Origin of the sequence: Ancylobacter mangrovi, assembly GCF_024752335.1 — a bacterium.
GTDB classification, from domain to species: domain Bacteria; phylum Pseudomonadota; class Alphaproteobacteria; order Rhizobiales; family Xanthobacteraceae; genus Ancylobacter; species Ancylobacter mangrovi.
Genome location: NZ_JANTHY010000010.1, coordinates 18,636 through 40,165 on the forward strand (window position 1 = coordinate 18,636; position 21,530 = coordinate 40,165).

A 21,530-nucleotide genomic window follows, 5' to 3' on the forward strand; every position below is an offset into this window, starting at 1 on the left:
GATGCATCCCGCTTATTCCGTCATCCTCTTCACCACCGCCACCGGCGCGGGCTACGGCCTGCTGGCCCTGCTCGGGCTGATGGCGCTCGCCGGCATGGCGCCTCCAGGTCTTTGGCCCGGTCTGTTCGGCCTCGGCCTGGCGCTGGTCCTGATCACCGGTGGGCTGCTCTCCTCCGCCGGCCATCTCGGCCGGCCCGAGCGGGCGTGGCGGGCGTTCTCGCAGTGGCGCTCCTCCTGGCTCTCACGCGAGGGCATCAGTGCGGTAGCGACCTTCGTGCCGGCCGGACTGTTCGGGCTCGGCTGGCTGCTGACCGGCCGCGCCGAGGGCTGGGTGGCGCTCGCAGGGGCCCTCGCCGCGCTGGGCGCGGTGGTGACGGTGTGCTGTACCGCCATGATCTACGCTTCGCTCACGCCGATCGCGCAGTGGCGGAGCCGGTTCACCCTGCCGGGCTACCTGCTCTATGCGGCGATGAGCGGGCTGACCCTGCTCAATGCGCTGCTGGCGGCCTCCGGTGATGGCGGGAGCGTGCTCGCCGGCGCGGCCGCTGCGCTGACGCTGGCCGGCTGGGCATGGAAGCGGGCAAGCTGGCGGCACGACGACACGGCCGGCCTTCCGGCCACGGTCAACTCCGCCACCGGCCTGCCCGGTGGCAGGGTGCTGAGCATCGAGTGGCCTCATTCGGAGGAGAATTACCTCCTCAAGGAGATGGGCTACCGGGTCGCGCGCAAGCATCGCGACCGGCTTCGGCTGATCGCCCAGTTCCTCGGCTTCCTCGCGCCGGCGGTGCTGCTTGTGCTGGCCGCGCTGACGCCGGCCGGAGCGGTGGCGGTGGGAGCCAGCTTGCTCGCCGCGCTGTCCCAGCTCGCGGGGCTGCTGGTCGAACGCTGGCTGTTCTTCGCCGAGGCCCGGCACACGGTGATGCTGTACTACGGACGATGATGACGGCTCCCCGCCTCGCTGTGCTGGTGTCGCCGCGCACCCTGCCGGCCGACGCCCTCGCAGGCTTTCTCGGCGCGGTGCTGGCGCTGCCGCAGGGCATCGCTTTCGCCACCCTCGCGGGGATGCCCCCCGAATACGGCATCTACACCGCGATCGTGCCCTGCATCGTGGCAGCGCTGTTCGGGTCGAGCCGCTATGTGGTCTCGGGGCCGACCAACGCCAATTCGCTGGCGCTGCTCGCCGCGCTGGCGCCGCTTGCGGTACCGGGAACCCCCGGCTTCATCGCCGCCGCGCTGGCGGTGACGGCCATGGTCGGGCTCATCCAGCTTGCGCTCGGCCTTTGCAGGCTCGGCTGGGTGACGGATTTCGTTGCGCCACCGGTGCTGGCGGGCTTCATGAGCGGGGCGGCGCTGCTGATCGGGCTCTACGCGCTGCCGGATGCGCTGGGGATCGCGCCCGGCGCCGCGCATGGGGTGGCGGCCACGCTGTCGGCGGTGGCCGGCGGCTTCATGGAGGCCAATCCGAGCGCGGTCATCGTCGCCGCCTGCACGCTGGTCGTCACCATTGTCGCCGGCCGCCTCTCGCGTCGGCTGCCCTATATGCTGATCGGCGTGCTCGCCGGCTATGGCGCGAGCGAGCTTCTGGTGCGTTACCTCGGCCTGCCGGAGATGGCGCGGGCAGGGACCATCCCCTCGGTGCTGCCGCCGCTCTCGGTGCCCGTGGTGCCGCTGAAGCAGCTGGAGCAGCTCGCCCCGATCGCCGCCGCGCTTTCCATCGTCGCGCTCGGGCAGTCGGTGTCGATTGCCAAGGCGCTGGCGCGCCGCTCCGGCGAGTATGTCGACGTCGACCGCGAGTTCGTCGGCCAGGGCCTGTCGAACATTGCCGGAGCGTTCTTCTCCTCCTACGTGTCCTGCGGTTCGCTGAACCGCTCCCTGCCGAACTATCTCGCCGGCGCCCGCACCCCCATGGCGGCGGTGCTCTCGGCACTGTTCCTTGTCGTGCTTGCCTTTGTCAGCCGCCCGCTGCTGGAGCGGCTGCCGCTGCCGGCGATCGCGGCGCTGCTGCTCTACATCGCCGCCGGCCTCATCGACCTCAAGCGCTTCGCCTGGCTTTGGCGGGTCGGGCGGGCGGATTTCGCGGTCGCCGTGGCGACGCTGGCCGGAATGCTGGCGCTGCCCTTCCAGCATGCGATCCTGATCGGCAGCGGACTGGCGCTTGCCGCCTATCTCCACCGTACAGCGCACCCGGCGGTGCGTGCGCTGGTGCCCGATGAACGGGTTCCGGAGCGCACGCTGACCGCGGTCGAGGATCTGCCGGGGGAAGTTGTCGAGTGCCCGCAGCTCAAGCTTCTGCGCATCGAGGGCTCGCTTTATTTCGGCGCTGCCAGCCATGTGGCGCGGCGTCTGCAGCAGTTGCGCGCGCGCTCCGACCAGAAACACCTGCTGGTGATGGTCAAGAGCATGAACTTCATCGACCTCGCCGGCGTCGAGCTGTGGACGCACGAGCTGGCGCAGCGCCGCGCCGCGGGCGGCGACCTGAATTTCCACCGCCCCCGCGCCGCGGTTTTGGCGGTCTGGGAACGGACCGGCTTCGTCGACGAGCTGGGTGCCGATCACATCTTCGGCTCGAAGCGCGAGGCGATCGCGGCGATCTATCCGCGTCTGGACGCCACCATCTGCGCCCGCTGCACCGCCCGCATCTTCCGCGAATGCCGCGCCTGCGCGGACGGGCAGGCGCCCGGTGCGGCGGCCGACCAGAGCGGCGATGCCACGCCTCCGAGATCGGCGCTTTCGAACGATGCCTCCCGCGCACTATGATCGCGCGAAGGGTATGGCATGACACTTGATCAGCTGCGGATCTTCGTGGCGGTGGCGGAGCGCCAGCACGTCACTAAGGCCGCGCAGGCGCTCAATCTCGCTCAATCGGCGGCCAGCCACGCCATCGCGGCGCTGGAGGCGCGGCACGACACCCGGCTTTTCAACCGTATCGGCCGCCACATCGAGCTGACCGAGGCGGGCGCCGCCTTCCTTCTGGAAGCGCGTGCCGTGCTGGCGCGGGTGGAGCGGGCCGAGCTGACGCTGGCCGAATACGGCACCCTGCTGCGCGGCACGCTGGCGGTGCAGGCGAGCCAGACCATCGCCAGCTACTGGCTGCCGCGCCATCTGGTGGCGTTCCGCCGCGCCTATCCGGGCATCGACATCCATCTGGCGGTCGGCAACACGACGCAGGTGGCCGCGGCGGTGGACAGCGGGGCGGCGGAGATCGGCTTCGTGGAGGCGGCGGTGCCGAATGAGCGGTTCACCCTGGTGCCGGTGGCGCGTGACCAACTCATCGTTCTGGTGCCGCCGGGCCACCCCTGGGACGGACGGGGCGACGTGACGATCGCCGAGATGATGACGGCCGAATGGGTGCTGCGCGAACCCGGCTCGGGCACCCGCTCGGTGTTCGAGGAGGCGATGCGGCCGCATCTGCGCAGCGGCTCCGGGCTGCGGGTGGTGCTGGAGCTGCCCTCGAATGAGGCTGTGCGCGCCGCCGTCGAGGCCGGGATGGGGGCAACGGCGCTCTCGGCCTCGGTCGCCGCGCCGAGCCTCGAGGCCGGATTGCTGAGGCAGGTGCCGTTTCCGCTGCCCGAACGCGAGTTCTACCTGTTGCTGAACCGTGAGCGGGCGCCGAGCCGGGCTGCGGAGGCTCTGGTCAACATCGTCACCGACGCCTATCCGGAACTGCTGGCGCAGGGCGCCTGAGCCTGCGCTGTCGCCGACGGCGTTCTCTGGCGGCGCGCCGTGCGACGGCCGGATCGGTCGGGCCTCAGATGATTTGGTCGTGCTGGCGCGCCAGGCAGGATTCCAACTATCTGACGGCTGTGAGTCAGTTGGAGTTAGATCCGTCCGCTTTTTGGGGGGCGTTGATTAGAGGCATGAACGTCCGGCCTGGGCGCGCAAAGGTGCCGACGTTTCCCAACTCGCTGATGTCCGCTTTTGGGCCTCGGCCGTTGCCAGATCAATGACCGAGGTAGGGGCGCAAAGCAGACGACTCTGAATGGGCGATCGTGGGGCTATCTTGGGTCACTTTCGGCATCGGAGATACCTCCGCTTCTCGTTTGAAGCCTCCAATAGCGGACAGTATGCCAACGACCTCATACCGGACGCTCAGACACGCACTTGACAAGGCTCGTTTCTGGCTTGATGCGGAAGGATAACCGCTGACGATCTTCATGGCAGACAGGCGCCGGGAATACGTTACAGCACGTTCCCAACTGCCAATATCATCGTATTGATTTCCGCCTAGAGAACGCTGGAGACACGTATCCAAATGGTCGGCCGGCCAAGGATTTTGCGGGGTTGATGGTCAGGCCGCGAAGCCACCATCGATCGTGTGCATGGCCCCCGTGATCCCGCGCGCCTGCGGGCCGGCAAGATACAGTGCCAAATTCGCCACTTCATCGGCTGTGCCGTAGCGCTTGATAGACATCGGCCCAAGCATGGAAGTCGCCCGCGGCCCCGCCGCCGGGTTCATGTCAGTGTCGGTCGGACCGGGCTGGATCACATTGACCGTGATGTCGCGTGCGCCCATGTCGCGCGACAATCCGCGCGCCATGCCCTGCACTGCGGCTTTGGTCATCACATAAGCCGAGAGCCCGGAGAACGGCATATTATCGGCGGTGTTGGATCCGATGACGATTATACGCCCCCCATCAGGCATCTTTCGCGAGGCCTCGACGCTGCCGAAATACGCACCGTTGACGTTGACGTCGATCATGCGTTCGACGTCGTCGGCGTCGAGCGTCAGCGGGTTACCGAAGACGAGCAGGCCGGCATTGTAGACGAATATGTCTATCGGCCCGGCATCGCGGATCGCCGCTATCAGCTCTTCGCGTTCACCAGCATCCGCCTGGATCGCCTCTGCGCCAGTTTCAGCGGCGAGCGCGATGGCCGCGTCAGCAGAGGCCGCATAGGTAAACGAAACTGTCGCGCCTGCTGCGGAAAAGCGGCGCACGATTGCAGCACCTATGCCGCGGCTGCCACCGGCGACGAATACATTGCGATCAGAAAGTTCCATCGGGATTGACCTTTGAATGAAGAAGGGAGTTCGTCTGTCGATGTTCGATCAGAGCGGGTCTTGCTAGCCGCGGTAGCCGACGTGGTCAGAGCGGCGTGCCGAGCGTGCGGGACACGGTGGCGTCCGTGAAACGGGGGACATCGTCCATCACTGTCTCGATCTCGGACGAGGCGAGCGCCGCATGCAGCGCAGCCTCGTCGCGGAACTGGTAGATCCCCACGGAGACAACATCCGAAGCGCCGACATCGCGGGGAAAGAAGGCGGTGGCGCTTTCCAGTCCGTACCGCTGCCAGCACGCGAGTGCTAACGGCAGGTGAACGTCGACATAGTAGTCCTTGTCGAAAAACGTGCCGCCGCTGCAGGTCACTATCATGATTGCGTTTGTCATGGAGCGGCATTTGGATCGATTGAAAATGATCCTCAACTTACAGGGTTGAACATCGTCCGTTCAGTTATGTGAGTAGATGCGCAGCCGCATCCGCCGCACGACTTGGCGAGATGTCGGCATCACTTCGTTAGGCTCGTTGGAAGACGGAGTTTTCGCCCCGTCTCTCGAAGCGCCAGATTTCTGCCTGTACGACCGAGGCTGCGTCTAATCTGACGCTCGCTCCTGCGGTGTTGCCGGTTGGATGCCTAACTTCGCGATATGAGAAGTCCCAACGGCGATGAAGGCCCGCAGCCGCTGAAGCCGCCGCATATCCCGGTGATAGCCCATCCAGATTTCTCGTGAGGGCGGCTCTACCGGCAGATCGAGCTTGCGAAGACCCACTATCTGTCCTCCTACCACTTGCGGCAGGACAGCGATGCCAATGCCCTGGCGGCTCATCCGCCCCTGCACGTTCCTATTGTTCGACCTCAGAAGTGGCCGCGCATTTGGGAAGCTCTGGGTGAGCCAGGCAATATCCGGGAACTGGCCGGTAGAGGTGTCGTGGGTGATGAGCCGGAAGCCGGTGCCGTCGCCATAGACCGGGTCTGGTGCATCGACCGCGACGTATACGCCATAGAGCAGATCGACCAGTCGTCGCTGCACGACATCTGGATTGTCGAATGGGACGATCCGGAAGGCGATGTCGGCCTCCCGCTGGGCGAGGCTGAACAGGCGGGTGCCGGTGAGGATTTCCAGATCTACGTGCGGATAGGCCTTCGCATAATCTTCGATGATCGGCGGCAGGACATAGGCGCCGAACCAGTCGGCGGAAGATATCCGCAACGTTCCCTGAAGGGCCTGCTCCTGCCCGGCGAGCCGGCGCTCGATGGCCAGAGCGCCTTCTTCCATCTGCTCTGCCAGAGCGATGATGGCGTTGCCTTCTTCCGTCGGAATGAAGCCGTCGGCTGTTCTCTGAAACAGCGTGTGGCCGGTGGCTTGTTCGAGAGCCCGAAGGCGGCGGCCGACCGTGGGATGGCTCAGATGAAGCGCACGAGCGGCAGCGCCCAGCGTGCCGGTGCGGGCTATGGCCAGAAAAATCCTGACGTCACTCCACTCCATGTCTTCACCAACAAAAATGAACGGAGACTGTACGATACTGTCAGTTATCGAACAAATCCATTCACCTATATCCGCCGCATCCCGTTGAGGATTGCAGCGCGCTGGCGGCCCAACCGGGACGGCCCAGGCAGCGTTCGGTCCTAACGCTGAAGGAGGACATCGTGAAAACCTGGCTTATCACAGGATGCTCGTCGGGCCTGGGCCGGCAACTTGCCGAGGCTGTAGCCGCGCGAGGCGATCGTCTCGTCGCCACCGCCCGTTCGACGGATAGTCTGAAATCGCTATCTGAACGCTACCCAGAGACGGTGCGTAGCCTTTCGCTGGACGTCACCCGCACCGGCGACGCTGCAAAGGCCGTGGCCTTGGCCGAGAGCGCGTTTGGCAGTCTGGACGTCCTCGTTAACAACGCGGGCTTCGGCTTCATCGGCGCGATCGAAGAGGGCGAGCCCGATGAGTATCGACCGATGTTCGAGGTGAACGTGTTCGGCCTGCTCGAGACGACCCGGGCCGCCCTGCCGGTGCTACGCAAACGTGCTGGATCCCGCATCGTCAATCTCTCCTCCGGTGCCGGGATCGCTGGCTCGGCGGGTTTTGGATTTTACAATGCGAGCAAGTTCGCCGTCGAAGGATTGTCTGAAGCGCTAGCACAGGAGCTTCATCCGCTTGGCGTGCACGTGATCATCGTCGAGCCCGGTCCCTTCCGCACCGAGTTCCTTGGGCGTTCGATGGCCACAGCGGCCCGAGAGATCGCCGCTTATGCCGAGACGGTGCCGGCGAGACGGTATTACCGCGAGACCAACAACGGCCGGCAGGCGGGTGACCCGGTCAAAGCCGTCGCCGTAATGCTGCAGGCCGTCGATGCCGAGCATCCGCCGTTGCACCTTCCGATCGGGCCACGCGCCCACGCGATCGCGGAGCAGAAGCTGGACGCCTTCCGCGCCGACATTGCTGCCTGGCGCGACATCTCCATCGCGACCGATTTCGACCCGCTCAACTAGGCCCCGCTCGCGCGGGTCACTGGTGCTTGAGCTGGCCCATGCCCGCTTGGCTGCGGCAGTCGGCGCCTGACAGGACCGCCTGAATTGATCGGCGAAAGCGACATTCAGGCTCAAGAACGGAAATACGCTAATGAGCGCGACAACATGTGAAGCTGCGGCCCTCAAGGCTGCTTTGGCCGGGGACCGTGACGCCCTCCTTGAGCCGCGGCGCTGGACGATGTTTGTGATCCTGCTGGTCGGCGCATTCCTGCCGCCACTCGACTTCTTCATCGTCAATGTGGCGCTCCCCTCGATCCGGGGGGAGTTGGGCGCCTCCTCCTCGGCCGAGCAACTCGTCATTTCTTCGTATGCCGCGCTTTATGCCGTGACGCTGACGACCGGTGGGCGGCTTGGCGATCTGTTCGGCCGCGGCCGGATTTTCTTTCTCGGCCTCATTGGCTTTGCCGCCGCCTCGACGCTATGCGGCTTCGCATGGTCACCCTGGGTGCTAGTCGCCGGACGTGCACTGCAGGGCATCACCGCCGCCGTGATGGCGCCCCAAGCGCTCGCTTCGGTGCAGGCGATTTTCCCGGAGAAGGAGAAGTCGCTCGCACTCGGCGTCTATGGTGCGGTCTTCGGCCTGGCCGCAGTAGTCGGCCAAGCATTTGGCGGCCTCCTGATCGCGCTGGACCTTATGGGGCTGGGTTGGCGGTCGATCTTCCTCGTCAATCTGCCGGTGGCATTGCTCGTCCTTGTGTTTGGCATCCCTCTGCTGAGAGAGACACGGGCGCGCGACGCACGTCGGCTGGATCTCGGCGGCATGGCGCTGTCGATGCTGACGCTCGGTGCTTTGATCGTGCCGCTGATCGAGGGGCGCGAAGCTGGCTGGCCGCTGTGGTCCTGGCTGTCGCTCGGTGGCGTGCCGCTGCTGGCCTGGCTCTTCTGGCGTTATGAGACCCAACTCGCACGAGCAGGCGGTGCCCCTCTGCTCGATCCGGTCGCCTTGCGGGCGCTGGGGCTGGGCCGCACGCTGCTGATCGCACTGTTGTTCTATTCGATCGGCAGTTTTTTCCTGTTGTTCTCAATCTATTTGCAGGAGGCGCTGCATGTGACTGCGTTCAAGGCGGGTCTCGTCTTCCTGCCGTTTGGTGCCGGTTTCCTGCTCGGGCCGCTGTCGACGCCCATTCTGCGACGGCTCTGCGGCGCCTATGTCAATCCAATCGGCATGGGGCTGGAGTTTGTCGCATTCTTAGGTCTCGCCGGCCTCATCGCGTCGACACTCACCGGCGTGCGTCCCGCACCATTGCCGCTTGCCGCTCTCCTGTTCTTCATCGGTTTTGGTCAGGGGATCGCGCTGCCGACCTTGATGCGGATGGTGATAGGCCAGGTCGCGCCGGCGTTCTCCGGAATGATCCCCGGCATTGCTAGCTCGACGCTCCAGGTCAGCACAGCGCTCAGCGTCGCCATAATCGGTGGCATCTTCTACCAGGTGCTGGGCGCGCGAACCGATCCAGCCGCCATCACGCAGGCGCTCGTCGTCGCGGTCCTTTGCATTGCCTTCTGTCTCGCCGGAAGCGTAGCTCTGAGCCTCACTCTCGTCAGGCGGATGCCTCCTCCGCAAGACGAGGCCGATGGAGAGGCTTGAGATCCCCTTCCACGACAGATGCCTAGACGCACCCAGCACCAATGACGCGGCTCTATCGGAGCCGACAACCGTCACGCCCGCATAAGCCGCGAACCGCGTCGACCGGGTATATCCATCGCACCAGATCAGAAAACAGGACAACCTATATGTTTGGTATTTCGCCACTTGGATGGTTCATACGCTTGGCAGCCTGCCTGCCATTCCGCTCGCCATTTACATGTTCGCCCGACACGGCAGGATCGTGCCTCGATCTGTGCCCGGCGCGGCCTATTTTCTCTCAATGCTCATCGGCGCGACAACGGTGTTTCTGGTTGCCCGAGAGCCAATAAGCTACGGCATCGGCGCGGCGACGATCCTGCTGCTGCTCGCCGGCTATGGCATCGGTCACATTCCGCAGTTCGGCCGCGCTGGCGTGTACATCGAGACGATTTTCCTCACCCTGACGGCGTTTCTCTTGATGGTGCCGAGCGTCAGCGAAACGCTTCGTCGCGTCCCGGATGGCCATCCTTTGGTGACCGATCCGAAGTCACCGCTCCTCCTGGGCGCCCTGGCAGCCCAGATCATTTATTTGCGCAGACAGGGCTGGATCGGGTCCGGCACCTCACTAAACAAGCTGGCCGCCAGGTGAATAGACAAACGGCAGATGTGCCGGCAGCGGCGCGCTGGAAGTTTTCGCGAGCAATCCCGGTTCGTCTGAAGGTATGTCCCCTCGTCACAAACCACTCGGTCGGAGCAGTAGCACGTCAAGCGACATCATCCGATCTTGGGCGATGTACCAACGCCGGAAATGGCAAAAAGCGCCGGCGTGCCCCAGAATGCTGATGTCCGCTTTTGGGCTGCGGCAGTTGAAGGATCAATGACAGAGATGAGGGCGCGTAGCCGCCTGTCGGCTTCCAGCCCCCAACGTCCGCAAAGGTCAACATATTTCATAGGCCTATAGCGTACACATTGTTCTTTTCTCGAGCGCTTGCGGCCCGCCTTTTTAATTGCATTATCTATCATTTTTATGCAAAATTTTTAGCATTTCTATGAAGATACCACCATTTCACCCCACATTATTCCAGTGGTGAATGTGCAAGCCGTAGGCCGAAGAGAAGTAAGTTCACCAGCCTGCTTAACCGCTATGAGGCCCCGAACCGCAAATTTACGACGTACAGAGAGCGCGAGATCAAATCGCTGCTCTCCAGCTTACGAGCGCCTGAATGGGGTCCCTGGAGCGGTAGCAATGTACTGGATGGCGAGGCGCACAAGTTCCGGCAACGTTTCCGCACCGAGTTTGACCCGGAGTTGCGACGACGTGTTGGCCACGGTCTTGTAGCTGATGCCGAGTTCTTCGGCGATCCGCGTATAGTCCTTTCCTTCGGCGAGAAGAGCGAGGGTTTGAAGTTCGCGCGGGGTGATATCCGCCAGAGGTGCAGCCCGCGACGTGCCGAGCATGGCGACCTGCATGGCCAGGTCATGACTCATATAGGGCAGACCGCGACGTACGCGCTCGAAGGCCTCGAGAAACGTGCCGGACGCTGTGTCCTTGAGGACATAGCCATTCGCTCCTGCCTCCAATGCGCGGCTGGCGATGATGGGGTCTCCGTGCATGGAGAAGACGAGTATCGGCGTTCGCGCGCTGTATCGTCTCAGACGCCGCACCAGCAGAAGCCCGCTCAGGCCGCTGCCTTGAAGCGCGAGATCGACGATGACGATATCGGGCCGCTCGCGACGAAACAGGCGATAGCCGGACAGGATGCTGCCGGCCTCGAGCACGCGCTCGACGCCCGCATCCTCCAGAAGCCGACGGCACCCCTGGAGGACGATGGGATGGTCGTCGATCACCAAGACGCTCGTCATTGGATCACCGTCCGCTCCGCCGACTCTGCTTGAACGTTCGCCGGCGGCAGGGGAATGAGGATGTCTATCCGGGTGCCCTTCGGATCGGTCGACCCGATATGCCATCGGCCGCCCAAGGCTCCTATGCGCTCCTCGATGCCGATCAGGCCGAGCCCGGGCAGGGCGTTCGCCCGCATGCCGCTTCCATCGTCCGACACCGCCATTTTCAGCATGCCCGAGGCCGCATCGTGGCGCAGCTCTATGGAGATATGCCGGGCGCCGCCATGGCGCAGCGCGTTGGTCACAGTCTCCTGCACGCAGCGAAACACGGTAATTTCGATGCTGTCTCCATAGTGTTCGGCAAGCCCCTCGCTGACGAAGTCGAACCGACGCCCCGCGGAATGGGCTTCGAAGTCCGCCACTAGATCGGCGATCACCGCAGCGAAGGGCACGTGACCGAGCGACATGGGCCGTATCCGGCGCAGCAGGCGGCGATTGAGCCCCTGGATGCGGTCGAGAATGTCGACCATCGTCGCCACCCGTTCGGCCGCGGAAGCGACCGGGGCGTACGCAGTCATGCGCTCCAGCGATTCGAGATTGGCGCGCAGGCCGAACAGGCACGGGCCAAGCTCGTCATGCAGCTCCGACGCGATCTGGCGCCGCTCGTCGTCCTGCACCTGAACGAGGCGTTCGTTGAGCCGCCGGTTGTCGTCGCGGGCAAGCCGAAGTGCGGCCCCGAGGGCATTGAAACGCTCGGCGAGGAGCGCCAGCTCGCGGAACGCCGGTGGCGGCAGGCGATGATCGAAACGTCCTTCCTCCAGCTCCTGCAGCCCCTGCGACAGTGTCTTGAGCGGGCGTAGCAGCCGGCCGAGAACGAGGTAGAGCGCAGCGAGGATGGCAATGTTCACGATGAGCGCCAGCACCGCGAGGGACGTCATGTCCTCCCAGACCTCGGCGATCTCGTCGGACGCCTCGCCCGCCACCCGGACCTCTCCGATGCGACGGCCGTTCTCCACGACCGGAATGTCGCGCTCGGCGGGCGGTACCGTGATCAGCGCCGTGAACCAGTCCGGCACCTCGTCCGCATCCCCGTCCGCCTCGTCGTGAGAGGCCGGGGCGAGGTCGATGCCATTGCCCTGCGCGTCCTCGATGCGGATGCGCACATGGCGCAGACCGTTGATGTGCAGCGGAAGCTGGGCGAGCGAAGCCGTGCCCCCCTGCTCATCGGCAATTCGCTCGACCGTCTCCTGGACGAATCGTGCGCCAATGGCGAGGGAGGATAGCATCTCTATCTCCGTCGCCCGTCGGGCATTGGCGATGATCACCACCAGGGCGGCCAGAGCGGCGCACAGATTGATGGCGATCACGGCGGCCATGACCTGCCAGCGCAGCGAGCGCGGACGCCACGAGGTGCGGGTGGGCGCGAAGGCGTTCATGAAAGCGTGCCCGCGAGCGGGTGGACGCTGGGGCGGGCGGGAGGCGTGCTCATGGGGCGTTCTCCCGTCGCGCCGGCTGGTGGGCAGGCTCGGCGCGCAGCGTCGCCAGCGCCTCCTTGCGCGATTTCCCCTGGGAGCGCAGGTTGAAATAGTGCTGGCAGATGTCGCTGAAGCCGCTGCGTGATCCGGTCGCCGCCAGCGGCGCGAAATTCGCCAGGATCTCCTCGGCCGTCTCCTCGATACCGATCTCGGACAGCATGGTGGAGAGCTGCACCGCACGATTGGCGATCATCCGCTCGGTCTCGCTGAAGCGTTGGTCGGCGTCGTCGAGCCGGGCGCGCCAGATCGCGACTTCAGGCGCGCTCTCGGCCAGGTCCTCTCCCGCTTCCCGGCTCGCCAGCCAGAGCGCCGGCGGTGTGGCATCCGTGGGGGTCAGCCAGCTCTTGCGGGCCACTGGATCCGTGGCGTTGGCCTCGACCTTCTCGCCGCGCTCCGGCGTACCGCCCTCCGGACACCCGGCGAGCGCGAGGGCTGCGGCCACGGGCAGCAAGGTGCGAAGAAAAAGACGGGCTGTCGCTGTCATCTATACTTATGAGAAACTTATAGTTCGATCTTGAAGATAATGTTCCAGCTGCGCTTCTGACATCGCCACCCGTGCCGGGCGGAGGCAATGACCTATTGTTCGTACCACACCAAGATATTGGCAAGAAACAAATTTCGGAACTCTGAGGCAGTCATCGGTCGCGCCATGGGTACTTTTCCTGTTCGCTTCGAGGAAAAGTTCCCGACCAGAATTTCCCAACTGCCTAGAGACATAAATTAGCGTCCCGGCAAACAATAACGTCACGACAAAATAGAAACTAAGACGTTCATAAGAATACATCTTCATTCAGGGTGATCAGGCCTGCGGGGGCGCCAAGTCCCGCTGTCCCGGCGCTCCCGCCGCGCCCGGTGGAGATGGAAGAGCGATCGCCGTACCTGCCGCGCAAGCGGCCGGGCGGGCGGAGCGGCCTGGGATTAGGAAACGCGAGGAAAAGTCCAATGAGTCGACTGCACTCTTCGGTGTCGGTGCTCACCGTCGCCACTGCTCTGGTGGCCACGGTCGGACTGGCAGACATGACGCCTGCGGCGGCGAACGACAAGCTCGTCGAGTTGTCCGAGAGCACCGACAACTGGCCGATGACGGGCAAGAACTACAGCGCCAACAATTACAGCGAGGCGAAACAGATCACCAAGGACAACGTCAAGCAGCTCAAGGCGGCCTGGTCGTTCTCCACCGGCGTGCTGAGCGGTCACGAGGGCACTCCCCTCGTTGTCGACGGGGTGATGTTCATCCACTCGCCGTTCCCCAACACCACCTTCGCGGTCTCGCTCGACGAGCCCGGCAAGATCCTGTGGCAGCACAAGCCCAAGCAGAATGCCACGGCGCGCGCCGTCGCCTGCTGCGACGTCGTCAATCGCGGCCTGGCCTACTGGCCGGGCAACAGCGAAGTCGGGCCGCTCATCATCAAGACCCAGCTCGACGGGCACGTCGTCGCGCTCAATGCCAAGACCGGCGAGGAATACTGGAAGCTCGAGAACTCCGACATCAAGGTCGGATCGACCCTCACCATCGCGCCCTATGTCGTCAAGGACACGGTGCTGATCGGCTCGTCCGGCGCCGAGCTCGGCGTGCGTGGCTACGTGACCGCCTACGACATCCCGACCGGCGCCCAGAAATGGCGCGCCTATGCGACCGGGCCGGACGGCGACGTGATGCTGGCCGACGACTTCAACAGCGCCAATCCGCATTACGGCCAGAAGGGCCTCGGCCAGGCGACCTGGGAAGGCGAGGCGTGGAAGATCGGCGGCGGCACCAACTGGGGCTGGTACGCCTTCGATCCCGACACCAACCTGTTCTACTACGGCTCGGGCAACCCGGCGCCGTGGAACGAGACCATGCGTCCGGGCGACAACAAGTGGACCATGACCATCTGGGGCCGGGACATCGACACCGGCATGGCCAAGTTCGGCTACCAGAAGACCCCGCACGACGAATGGGACTATGCCGGCGTCAACGTCATGATGCTCTCCGAGCAGCAGGACAAATCCGGCCACATGCGCAAGCTGCTGACCCATCCGGACCGCAACGGCATCGTCTACACGCTCGATCGCACCAATGGCGACCTGATCTCGGCCGACAAGATCGACGACACGGTGAACTGGGTGAAGCAGGTCGACCTCAAGACCGGCCTGCCGCAGCGCGACCCCGAATATGCGACGCGCATGGACCACAAGGGGCGGGACATCTGCCCCTCGGCCATGGGCTACCACAATCAGGGGCACGACTCCTACGATCCGGAGCGCAAGTCCTTCTTCATGGGCATCAACCATATCTGCATGGATTGGGAGCCCTTCATGCTGCCCTACCGGGCCGGCCAGTTCTTCGTCGGCGCGACGCTGAACATGTATCCCGGCCCCAAGGGCGACCGGCAGAAGTATGAGGGTCTCGGCCAGGTCAAGGCCTACGACGCCATCAACAACAAGTACAAGTGGGAAGTGATGGAGCGCTTCGCCGCGTGGGGCGGCACGCTCGCCACGGCCGGCGGCGTGATGTTCTACGGTACGCTCGACGGCTTCATCAAGGCACGCGACAGCGACACCGGCGAGCTGCTGTGGAAGTTCAAGCTGCCCTCCGGCGTGATCGGTCACCCCATGACCTACACCCATAACGGCACCCAGTACGTCGCCATCTACTACGGCGTCGGCGGCTGGCCGGGCGTGGGCCTGGTGTTCGACCTGAACGACCCGACCGCCGGCCTCGGCTCGGTGGGCGCGTTCAAGCAGCTCCAGCACTACACCCAGATGGGTGGCGGCGTGATGGTGTTCTCGCTCGACGGCAAGGGTCCCTATGACGATCCGAACCTCGGCGAATACTCCACCGAGATCATCCGCACCGGCGGCTGACGACGCCTGAGGAAAGGCCGCCCGGCGCCTCGCCCCACAGGGGACGCCGGGTCCGCGCCGGGATCCCTCGCGGGCCTGCGCGCCGGGCGGCCGCCCTTCCATCCCTTTCCGCCGAACCCGCTGCCGGGTCGGCCTGTGTCAGGAGATAACCCGATGTCCAACCGCAAGGCCGTGAGCCATCTCGCTCTCGCCGCCGCCGGCATTGTGGCCGCCGGCGTCTCCTTCGCCGGCCTGGCCGGCGCCGCGGGCAATGCCGACAAGAAGCTACGCATCTGCGCCTCAAATGTCGAAGCCCCCTTCTCGGAGAAGGATTCCACCGGCTTCGAGGACCGCATCGCCAAGGTGCTCGCCGAGACCATGGGCCGCGAGGCGGTATTCGTGCGCACCGACCGTCCCGGCATCTATCTGGTGCGCGACCAGCTCGACCAGAAGAACTGCGACCTCGTGATGGGCGTCGATGTCGGCGACGAGCGGGTGCTCACCTCCAAGCCCTATTACCGCACCGGCTATGTGATGGTGACCAAGCGGGATCGCGGCATCACCTCCGCGCGCTGGGACGATCCGCAGGTGACGGACCAGACGCGTTTCGCCGTCCGCTTCTATTCGCCGGCCGAGACCCTGCTGAAGCGCATCGGACGCTTCGAGGACAACGCCGCCTACATGTACTCGCTGGTGAACTTCAAGTCGCGGCGCAACCAGTGGATTCAGGTGCCGGGTGACCGGCTGGTGAGTGAGGTGGCGAGCGGCGAGGCGGACGTCGCCGTGGCCTTCGCGCCGGAGGTCGCCCGCTATGTGAAGGAATCGCCGACGCCGCTGCGGATGACGGTGATCGCCAACGACATCGACCAGCCCGACGCCGCCCCCATCCCCATGCACTACGACCAGGCGCTGGGCGTGCGCAAGGACGAGGCGGCGCTGCTCGTCGAGCTCAACGCGGCGCTGGAGAAGGCACAGCCGCGGATCGAGCAGATCCTCACCGAGGAAGGCATCCCGCTGCTCAAGCCGAACACCTGACGCCGTGCCCGGACCCGGCGCGAGCGCCGCGGGGTCTCTTCATCACCTGACGCGAAAAGGTCCGATGCGAACGACAACCCTTCTGAAGACGGCAGCGGCACTCATCACCGTCGGCTCCCTCGTCTGGGGCGCCCACGCCGCCATCATGCTGACCAACACGGTCACCGGTCAGCCTCTCGACCTGTCGGAGGCGCCGGAGGAAGGCCGCGACACCGAGGCGGTGAAGACCTTCCTGCAGACCGGCGTGAACATCTACAACGAGAAGGCCGCGTGCCTCCCCAAGGGGCACGAGTTGTTCCTCTCCATGTGCTCGGGCTGCCACGGCCATTACGCCGAAGGGAAGATCGGACCCGGGCTCAACGATTCCTACTGGACCTATCCGAAGAACGAAACCGATCAGGGCCTGTTCGAGACGATTTTCGGGGGCGCGCAGGGGCAGATGGGACCCATGTACGGCACCCTGACCATGAACGAGATGCTGCTCGTCATGGCCTGGATCCGCCACCTCTACAAGGAGGATCCGAAGGGTGCGGTGTGGCTGACATCCGAGCAGCGCAGCCGGTTCAAGTCCTTTGACGAAAACGCCAAGCACATCGAACCCTCTGAGGAGATGCCTCCTCAGTGCGGCGGACCGGCGGGTTGAACCGGCGGCCGATCAACAGGTGGAAACGACGAGGAAACGATCATGAGCATCATCGACAGAAGTGTGAAGTTCTCGCTCATCCTGGCCGGCGCCGGCGCGCTCTGCCTCGCCATGGTGGTCGGCGCCGCCGCCTATGACGGCACCAACTGCAAGGCCCCGGGCAATTGCTGGGAGCCGAAGCCCGGCTATCCGGAAAAGGTCGCGGGCTCGAAATACGATCCCAAGCACAATCCGAAGGAACTGAACAAGCAGCAGGAATCCATCCAGGGGATGGAGGCGCGCAACGCGGAGCGCGTCGCGAACTTTAAGAAGACCGGCCAGTTCGTCTACGACACCAAGAAGATACCGAGCGCGAACTGAACGCTCCCGTCTCACGGCTTTCGAGAACCCACTTGCGGGCGGACGTCAATCTCCTGTCCGCCCCGCGATCCTCCGGGCATACCGTCCGGCGTGTGGGCAACTGGCGCGGTCGACACGGAGCGGAGAGTCCGCCCGGTGTCGACCGCGTCTTTTCCGGCAGACGGCGAGAGCCCGGCGGAAACGCCGTGAGGGCGAGTCATGCCGCTGTCTTCAGAAAGGCTTCGCGATGCGCCTCGTTCGCGAGACGGATGCCCTGCTGTCGGACTGGCGCAGTAGCGCGCTGAAGTTCGAAGGCGAGATCGCCAAGGTCGTGCTCGGCCAGGAGCGGATCATCCGGCTGCTCACCATCGCCACCTTCGCGCGCGGCCATGTGCTGCTCGAAGGTGATGTCGGCGTGGGCAAGACCACGCTTCTGCGAGCCATGGCACGCGCGATCGGCGGCGCGTTCGAGCGCATCGAGGGCACGATCGACCTAATGCCCGCCGATCTCGTCTACCACGCCCATCTGGGTGAGGACGGCAAGCCGCGGATCGAGCCCGGCCCTCTGCTGAAGCAGGGCGAGGACCTCTCCGTGTTCTTCTTCAACGAGATCAATCGCGCCCGCCCGCAGGTGCATTCACTGCTGCTGCGCCTCATGGCCGAGCGCTCAGTGACGGCCTTCAACCGCGACTTTCGCTTCCCCCACGTCCAGGTCTTCGCCGACCGGAACCGGGTGGAGCGCGAGGAGACATTCGAGCTTCCCGCCGCCGCGCGCGACCGCTTCCTGATGGAAGTGCAGGTCGCGATGCCGGCGGAGCGGGCAGCGCGCCGCCAGCTCGTCTTCGATCCGCGCTTTCACGACGTGGATGAACTGCTGAGGGATGTGGAGCCCGGCCTGTTCGACCTCGATGCGCTGGAGATCGTAGCCCGTGCCATCCAGACCGGCGTCGGCGCGAGCCCGGCGCTCGAAACCTATGTGTTGGCGCTTTGGGAGGCCGTGCGCGATCCGGCCGCCGCCGGCATAGACGTCGCGGGGGTTGATATGGAGCGTCTCGTGCTGGGAGGCGCCAGCCCGCGCGGCCTGTCCTATCTCATCCGGGCGGCTCGCGTTCGTGCCTGGCTCGAAGGGCGCGACATGATCGTGCCGGAGGATGTGCGTGCCGTCTTCCCCGAGGTCGTGGCGCACCGGATATTCGTCGACCCGGTCTACGAGATCGACCGCGAGCGCATCGTCGCGGTTCTGATCGCGGAGCTGTTCATGCGGGTGCCGGCGCCATGACTGCAGGTACGAAGATCGGCGATACGGCGCTTCAACCCATCCCCTACCGATTGCGCTGGCGGCCGGAAAGCGTCTTTCCCGGTGCTCATCCCGGTCCCGGTGAAGGCGTGGAAGGCGAGTTTCGCCGCCACGTTTCGCTGCTGCGCCGCTCCGATCCGCGCCGGATCGACCTGCGTGCGTCGCTGCGCGACCCGTTCCAGGATCTGAGGGTCCGTGAATTCGCCCCGCGCCGTTCGGTGCCGGTGGCGATGCTGATCGACCTGTCGGGCTCGATGGGATTTGGCGGGGCGGTCGCGGAACAGGTCGCCCGACTGGGCGCACTGATCGCCCTTTCGGCCCGGCGCAGCGGCGACAGCTTCGCGCTGTTCGGCTGCGATGCGCGGATGCGCGAGGATGTCCATCTGCCCTTCACGCGCCGGGCGGGCATCGAGGATGAGGTGCGCCGCCTGCTCGAGGGCGCGCGGATGGAAGGAGAGGGAACGGAAGGTCTTCTCGAAGCCGCCCGGCGATTGCCGGCAAGGCGTTCGCTGGTCTTCCTCGTCTCCGATTTCCTGATGCCCCGCGCACGCGTCGCGGCCCTGCTTGACCGGCTCTGGCGCCATGACGTGGTACCGGTGGTGGCGCGCCATAGCGCCGTGGAGGAGGGACTGCCGCGCTGGGGCCTGATCGAGACGGTCGATCTGGAGACCCGCGCACACCGCCTCGTGCTCATGCGTCCATCGCTGCGTACCCGCTGGCTGGAGGTGTCTCGTGCGCGCAGGCAGGCGCTGGAGGAACTATTCCGCCAGCGAGGGTGCCGCAGCTTCGATCTCGTCGACCGGTTGGACACCGAAGCGCTGGCGCGCCGGCTGATGGCAGGCTGAGCCATGGCAACCCGGCGATTCCTGCCCGCTCTCGTGCTGGTTGTCACCGTCCTGGCAAGGACAGGACCATCGGCGGCGCAGGAGGACGTGGTCACTCTCTACGCGCCGCGTTCCTTCGGCTACGTCATCGGCGACACGATCGCGCTCAGCGCCGACATCGCCCTCGATCCGGCGCTGATGCTCGATCCCGCCTCGCTGCCGCAGCCGCGCGCGATCGACTACTGGCTCGACCTCGATGAAGTTCGCCTGACGGACCACGGTATGCGCGACGGCGCCCGCCGTTACACGCTCGACCTCGTCTACCAGACCTTCTACGCGCCGCTGCAGCCCCGGCGCCTCGCCATTCCACCGTTGCCGTTCGCCGCCATTGGCGAAGAGAGGCGGATGGAACTCGCCGTGCCCGCCTGGTCCTTCGTCATGTCGCCGCTGCGCGAGGTGTCCGGTGGCGGCGGCGAAGCCATGGTGCCGCGTCCCGACATCGCTCCCCATCCGATCCCGACCCGACGCGAGCTGTCATGGGTGGCGGCCGGCCTTGTCCTGGCGCTGATCGGCGCCGTGCCGATCGCGCGGCAGCGCGGCTGGTGGCCCTTCCATGCGCGACGCGACCGGCCTTTCCTGCGCGCGGTGCGGACGGTGCGGGGAGCCCTCGCCCAATCGCCGCCGGGCTACGCCGCCGCCCTGATGGCGCTGCATCGGGCTTTCGATGCCACCGCCGGGCGAAGCGTCTTCGCCGAGGACCTGCCGGCCTTCTTCGAGAACCATCCGCGCTACCGCGCGGCGAAGGGCGACATAGATCGTCTGTTCGGTGCATCACGGCGCATCTTCTTCGCCGCCGACCTGGCTGGGGCGCAGAGCGAACTGCCGGTCCAGCAACTCACCGTCCTCGCCCGGGACCTGCGCGCGATCGAGCGGGAGGCCGCATGAACCCGCTCGACGTCTCCTTCACCGCACACCTTGCCAAGATAGCGCTCCCCGCCGGCCTCGCGCTCGACCATCCGCTGATGCTGCTGGCGCTCCCGCTCGCGCTTCTACCTCTTTGCGTCAGCGTTCTCGCGGGTGGTGGGGTGCCCTCTTCGGCGCTCGTACCGCCTGACGCCGTCTCGCGCGCCATGGCGGTCGCCCTCCGCCTGGCCGGGGCACTCGCCATCGTGGCGATCCTGCTGGGGCTTGCCGGGCTGCACCGGCGTGCCGAGCGCGTATCGCGGGTGGGCACCGGCGCCCATCTCGTCCTGCTGCTCGATCGCTCGTCCAGCATGGACAACAATTTCGCCGGCCGTGCCCCGAGCGGCGACCAGGAATCGAAATCGGCGGCCGCCAAGCGCTTGCTCACGGCGTTCGTCCAGCGTCGCCCGCTCGACCGGATCGGCGTCGCGGCGTTCTCCACGTCTCCGATGTCGGTCCTGCCGCTGACCGACCATCACGCCGCGGTGGAGGGCGCGATCGCCGCCATCGACCGGCCGGGCCTTGCCTTCACGGATGTCGGAAGAGGGCTTGCCCTCGCTTTGTCGAGCTTCGCCGACGACACCAGCGAGGCCTCGCGCGCCGTCGTGCTCGTATCCGACGGCGCGGGGCTGATCGACCGCCGTGTGCAGGACGCCCTGCGCGACGGCGTGGCGCGCACCCCGGTCCACATCTATTGGCTGTTCCTGCGCTCGCGCGGCGCGGCGGGGATATTTGAAAAGCCGCCTCAGGGAGAAGACACGCCTCAGGCTCATCCCGAGCGACACCTGCATCTGTTTCTGGAGAGTCTCGGCGTGCCGTACCGCGCCTTCGAGGCCGGCGATCCGCAGGCGGTGGAGCAGGCCATCGACGAGATCGACCGGCAGGAGACCCGACCGATCGTCTATGAGGAAACGGTGCCGCGGCGCGATCTCGCACGTGCGGCGTTCGCCTTCGCCGGCCTGTGCGTCGCCGGCCTTCTCGTCGCCAAGCTCGCGGAACGACGTCTTGACCGGCGGACTCCGGAGACAGTGCGCGAGAAACGAGCTTCGCGCGTGGCGCGCCCAGTTGAAGCGAGGCGCGCGGCATGAGGGGTTCGTGGCGCGTTATCTCGTCCAACGCCCGCCGGGTCATTCCGCTCCT

Annotated in this window: 19 protein-coding genes and 1 pseudogene; 14 read left to right on the top strand and 6 right to left on the bottom strand. The window is 65.6% G+C overall.

Features of this window, described 5'->3' with window-relative positions; genetic code table 11:
* The first annotated feature begins 1 nt into the window (after position 1).
* Genes NVS83_RS20115 through NVS83_RS20125 form a run of 3 tightly spaced genes read left to right on the top strand, consistent with a single transcriptional unit; the run spans position 2 to position 3,684 of the window.
* Positions 2–940, top strand: coding sequence for a dimethyl sulfoxide reductase anchor subunit family protein (locus NVS83_RS20115; protein ID WP_258740910.1), 939 nt, complete (start codon positions 2–4; stop codon positions 938–940).
* Positions 940–2,757 carry a SulP family inorganic anion transporter gene (locus NVS83_RS20120; protein WP_258740911.1) on the top strand — a complete coding sequence of 606 codons (1,818 nt, stop codon included), beginning with the start codon at positions 940–942 and terminating at the stop codon, positions 2,755–2,757. The genes NVS83_RS20115 and NVS83_RS20120 overlap by 1 nt, the downstream gene beginning before the upstream one ends.
* An 18-nt stretch (positions 2,758–2,775) precedes the next feature.
* Entirely contained in the window at positions 2,776–3,684 is a 909-nt protein-coding gene (locus NVS83_RS20125; protein WP_258740912.1) for a LysR family transcriptional regulator, read from the top strand.
* A 604-nt stretch (positions 3,685–4,288) separates the two neighbouring features.
* Here the strand turns inward: NVS83_RS20125 and bdcA are convergent.
* The 3 genes from bdcA to NVS83_RS20140 form a co-directional block, all read right to left on the bottom strand.
* Complete coding sequence (bdcA, locus tag NVS83_RS20130; protein WP_258740913.1) at positions 4,289–4,999, bottom strand: SDR family oxidoreductase; 711 nt, start codon at positions 4,997–4,999, stop codon at positions 4,289–4,291.
* An 85-nt stretch (positions 5,000–5,084) separates the two neighbouring features.
* Positions 5,085–5,372: an EthD domain-containing protein gene (locus NVS83_RS20135; RefSeq protein ID WP_258740916.1), complete on the bottom strand. Its 288-nt coding sequence runs from the start codon at positions 5,370–5,372 to the stop codon at positions 5,085–5,087.
* A 219-nt stretch (positions 5,373–5,591) separates the two neighbouring features.
* The gene (locus tag NVS83_RS20140; protein ID WP_258740917.1) at positions 5,592–6,485 is read right to left on the bottom strand and encodes a LysR family transcriptional regulator; all 894 of its coding nucleotides are present in this window, start codon (positions 6,483–6,485) and stop codon (positions 5,592–5,594) included.
* A 161-nt stretch (positions 6,486–6,646) separates the two neighbouring features.
* On the opposite strand from NVS83_RS20140, the gene NVS83_RS20145 reads away from it, so the two are divergent.
* From NVS83_RS20145 to NVS83_RS20155, 3 genes and pseudogenes are all read left to right on the top strand, one after another.
* Complete coding sequence (locus NVS83_RS20145; RefSeq protein ID WP_258740919.1) at positions 6,647–7,483, top strand: oxidoreductase; 837 nt, start codon at positions 6,647–6,649, stop codon at positions 7,481–7,483.
* Positions 7,484–7,613: 130 nt separating this feature from the next.
* Complete coding sequence (locus NVS83_RS20150) at positions 7,614–9,107, top strand: MFS transporter (protein ID WP_258740920.1); 1,494 nt, start codon at positions 7,614–7,616, stop codon at positions 9,105–9,107.
* A 146-nt stretch (positions 9,108–9,253) separates the two neighbouring features.
* Positions 9,254–9,735: pseudogene (locus NVS83_RS20155) on the top strand (hypothetical protein).
* 560 nt (positions 9,736–10,295) lie between these two features.
* Here NVS83_RS20155 and NVS83_RS20160 read toward each other — a convergent pair.
* Genes NVS83_RS20160 through NVS83_RS20170 form a run of 3 tightly spaced genes read right to left on the bottom strand, consistent with a single transcriptional unit; the run spans position 10,296 to position 12,947 of the window.
* Positions 10,296–10,949: a response regulator transcription factor gene (locus NVS83_RS20160; RefSeq protein ID WP_258740921.1), complete on the bottom strand. Its 654-nt coding sequence runs from the start codon at positions 10,947–10,949 to the stop codon at positions 10,296–10,298.
* Complete coding sequence (locus NVS83_RS20165) at positions 10,946–12,364, bottom strand: ATP-binding protein (protein ID WP_258740922.1); 1,419 nt, start codon at positions 12,362–12,364, stop codon at positions 10,946–10,948. The genes NVS83_RS20160 and NVS83_RS20165 overlap by 4 nt, the downstream gene beginning before the upstream one ends.
* Positions 12,365–12,413: 49 nt before the next feature.
* On the bottom strand, positions 12,414–12,947 hold the full coding sequence (locus tag NVS83_RS20170; RefSeq protein ID WP_258740924.1) for an exo-alpha-sialidase: 534 nt from the start codon (positions 12,945–12,947) through the stop codon (positions 12,414–12,416).
* A 458-nt stretch (positions 12,948–13,405) separates the two neighbouring features.
* Here NVS83_RS20170 and NVS83_RS20175 point away from each other — a divergent pair, with 458 nt between their 5' ends.
* The 8 genes from NVS83_RS20175 (at position 13,406) to NVS83_RS20210 (ending at position 21,478) form a co-directional block, all read left to right on the top strand.
* Entirely contained in the window at positions 13,406–15,310 is a 1,905-nt protein-coding gene (locus NVS83_RS20175; RefSeq protein ID WP_258740925.1) for a methanol/ethanol family PQQ-dependent dehydrogenase, read from the top strand.
* A 153-nt stretch (positions 15,311–15,463) separates the two neighbouring features.
* Positions 15,464–16,324 carry a methanol oxidation system protein MoxJ gene (gene moxJ / locus NVS83_RS20180; protein ID WP_258740926.1) on the top strand — a complete coding sequence of 287 codons (861 nt, stop codon included), beginning with the start codon at positions 15,464–15,466 and terminating at the stop codon, positions 16,322–16,324.
* A 64-nt stretch (positions 16,325–16,388) separates the two neighbouring features.
* The gene (gene moxG, locus NVS83_RS20185) at positions 16,389–16,967 is read left to right on the top strand and encodes a cytochrome c(L), periplasmic (protein WP_258740928.1); all 579 of its coding nucleotides are present in this window, start codon (positions 16,389–16,391) and stop codon (positions 16,965–16,967) included.
* Positions 16,968–17,009: 42 nt separating this feature from the next.
* Entirely contained in the window at positions 17,010–17,327 is a 318-nt protein-coding gene (locus NVS83_RS20190) for a methanol dehydrogenase [cytochrome c] subunit (protein ID WP_258740929.1), read from the top strand.
* 226 nt (positions 17,328–17,553) lie between these two features.
* Entirely contained in the window at positions 17,554–18,585 is a 1,032-nt protein-coding gene (locus NVS83_RS20195; RefSeq protein WP_258740931.1) for an AAA family ATPase, read from the top strand.
* On the top strand, positions 18,582–19,448 hold the full coding sequence (locus tag NVS83_RS20200; RefSeq protein WP_258740934.1) for a DUF58 domain-containing protein: 867 nt from the start codon (positions 18,582–18,584) through the stop codon (positions 19,446–19,448). Before NVS83_RS20195 ends, NVS83_RS20200 begins: the two co-directional genes overlap by 4 nt.
* Before the next feature lie 33 nt (positions 19,449–19,481).
* On the top strand, positions 19,482–20,372 hold the full coding sequence (locus NVS83_RS20205; RefSeq protein WP_258740935.1) for a nonribosomal peptide synthetase MxaA: 891 nt from the start codon (positions 19,482–19,484) through the stop codon (positions 20,370–20,372).
* On the top strand, positions 20,369–21,478 hold the full coding sequence (locus NVS83_RS20210) for a vWA domain-containing protein (RefSeq protein ID WP_258740936.1): 1,110 nt from the start codon (positions 20,369–20,371) through the stop codon (positions 21,476–21,478). The genes NVS83_RS20205 and NVS83_RS20210 overlap by 4 nt, the downstream gene beginning before the upstream one ends.
* Positions 21,479–21,530 lie beyond the last annotated feature (52 nt).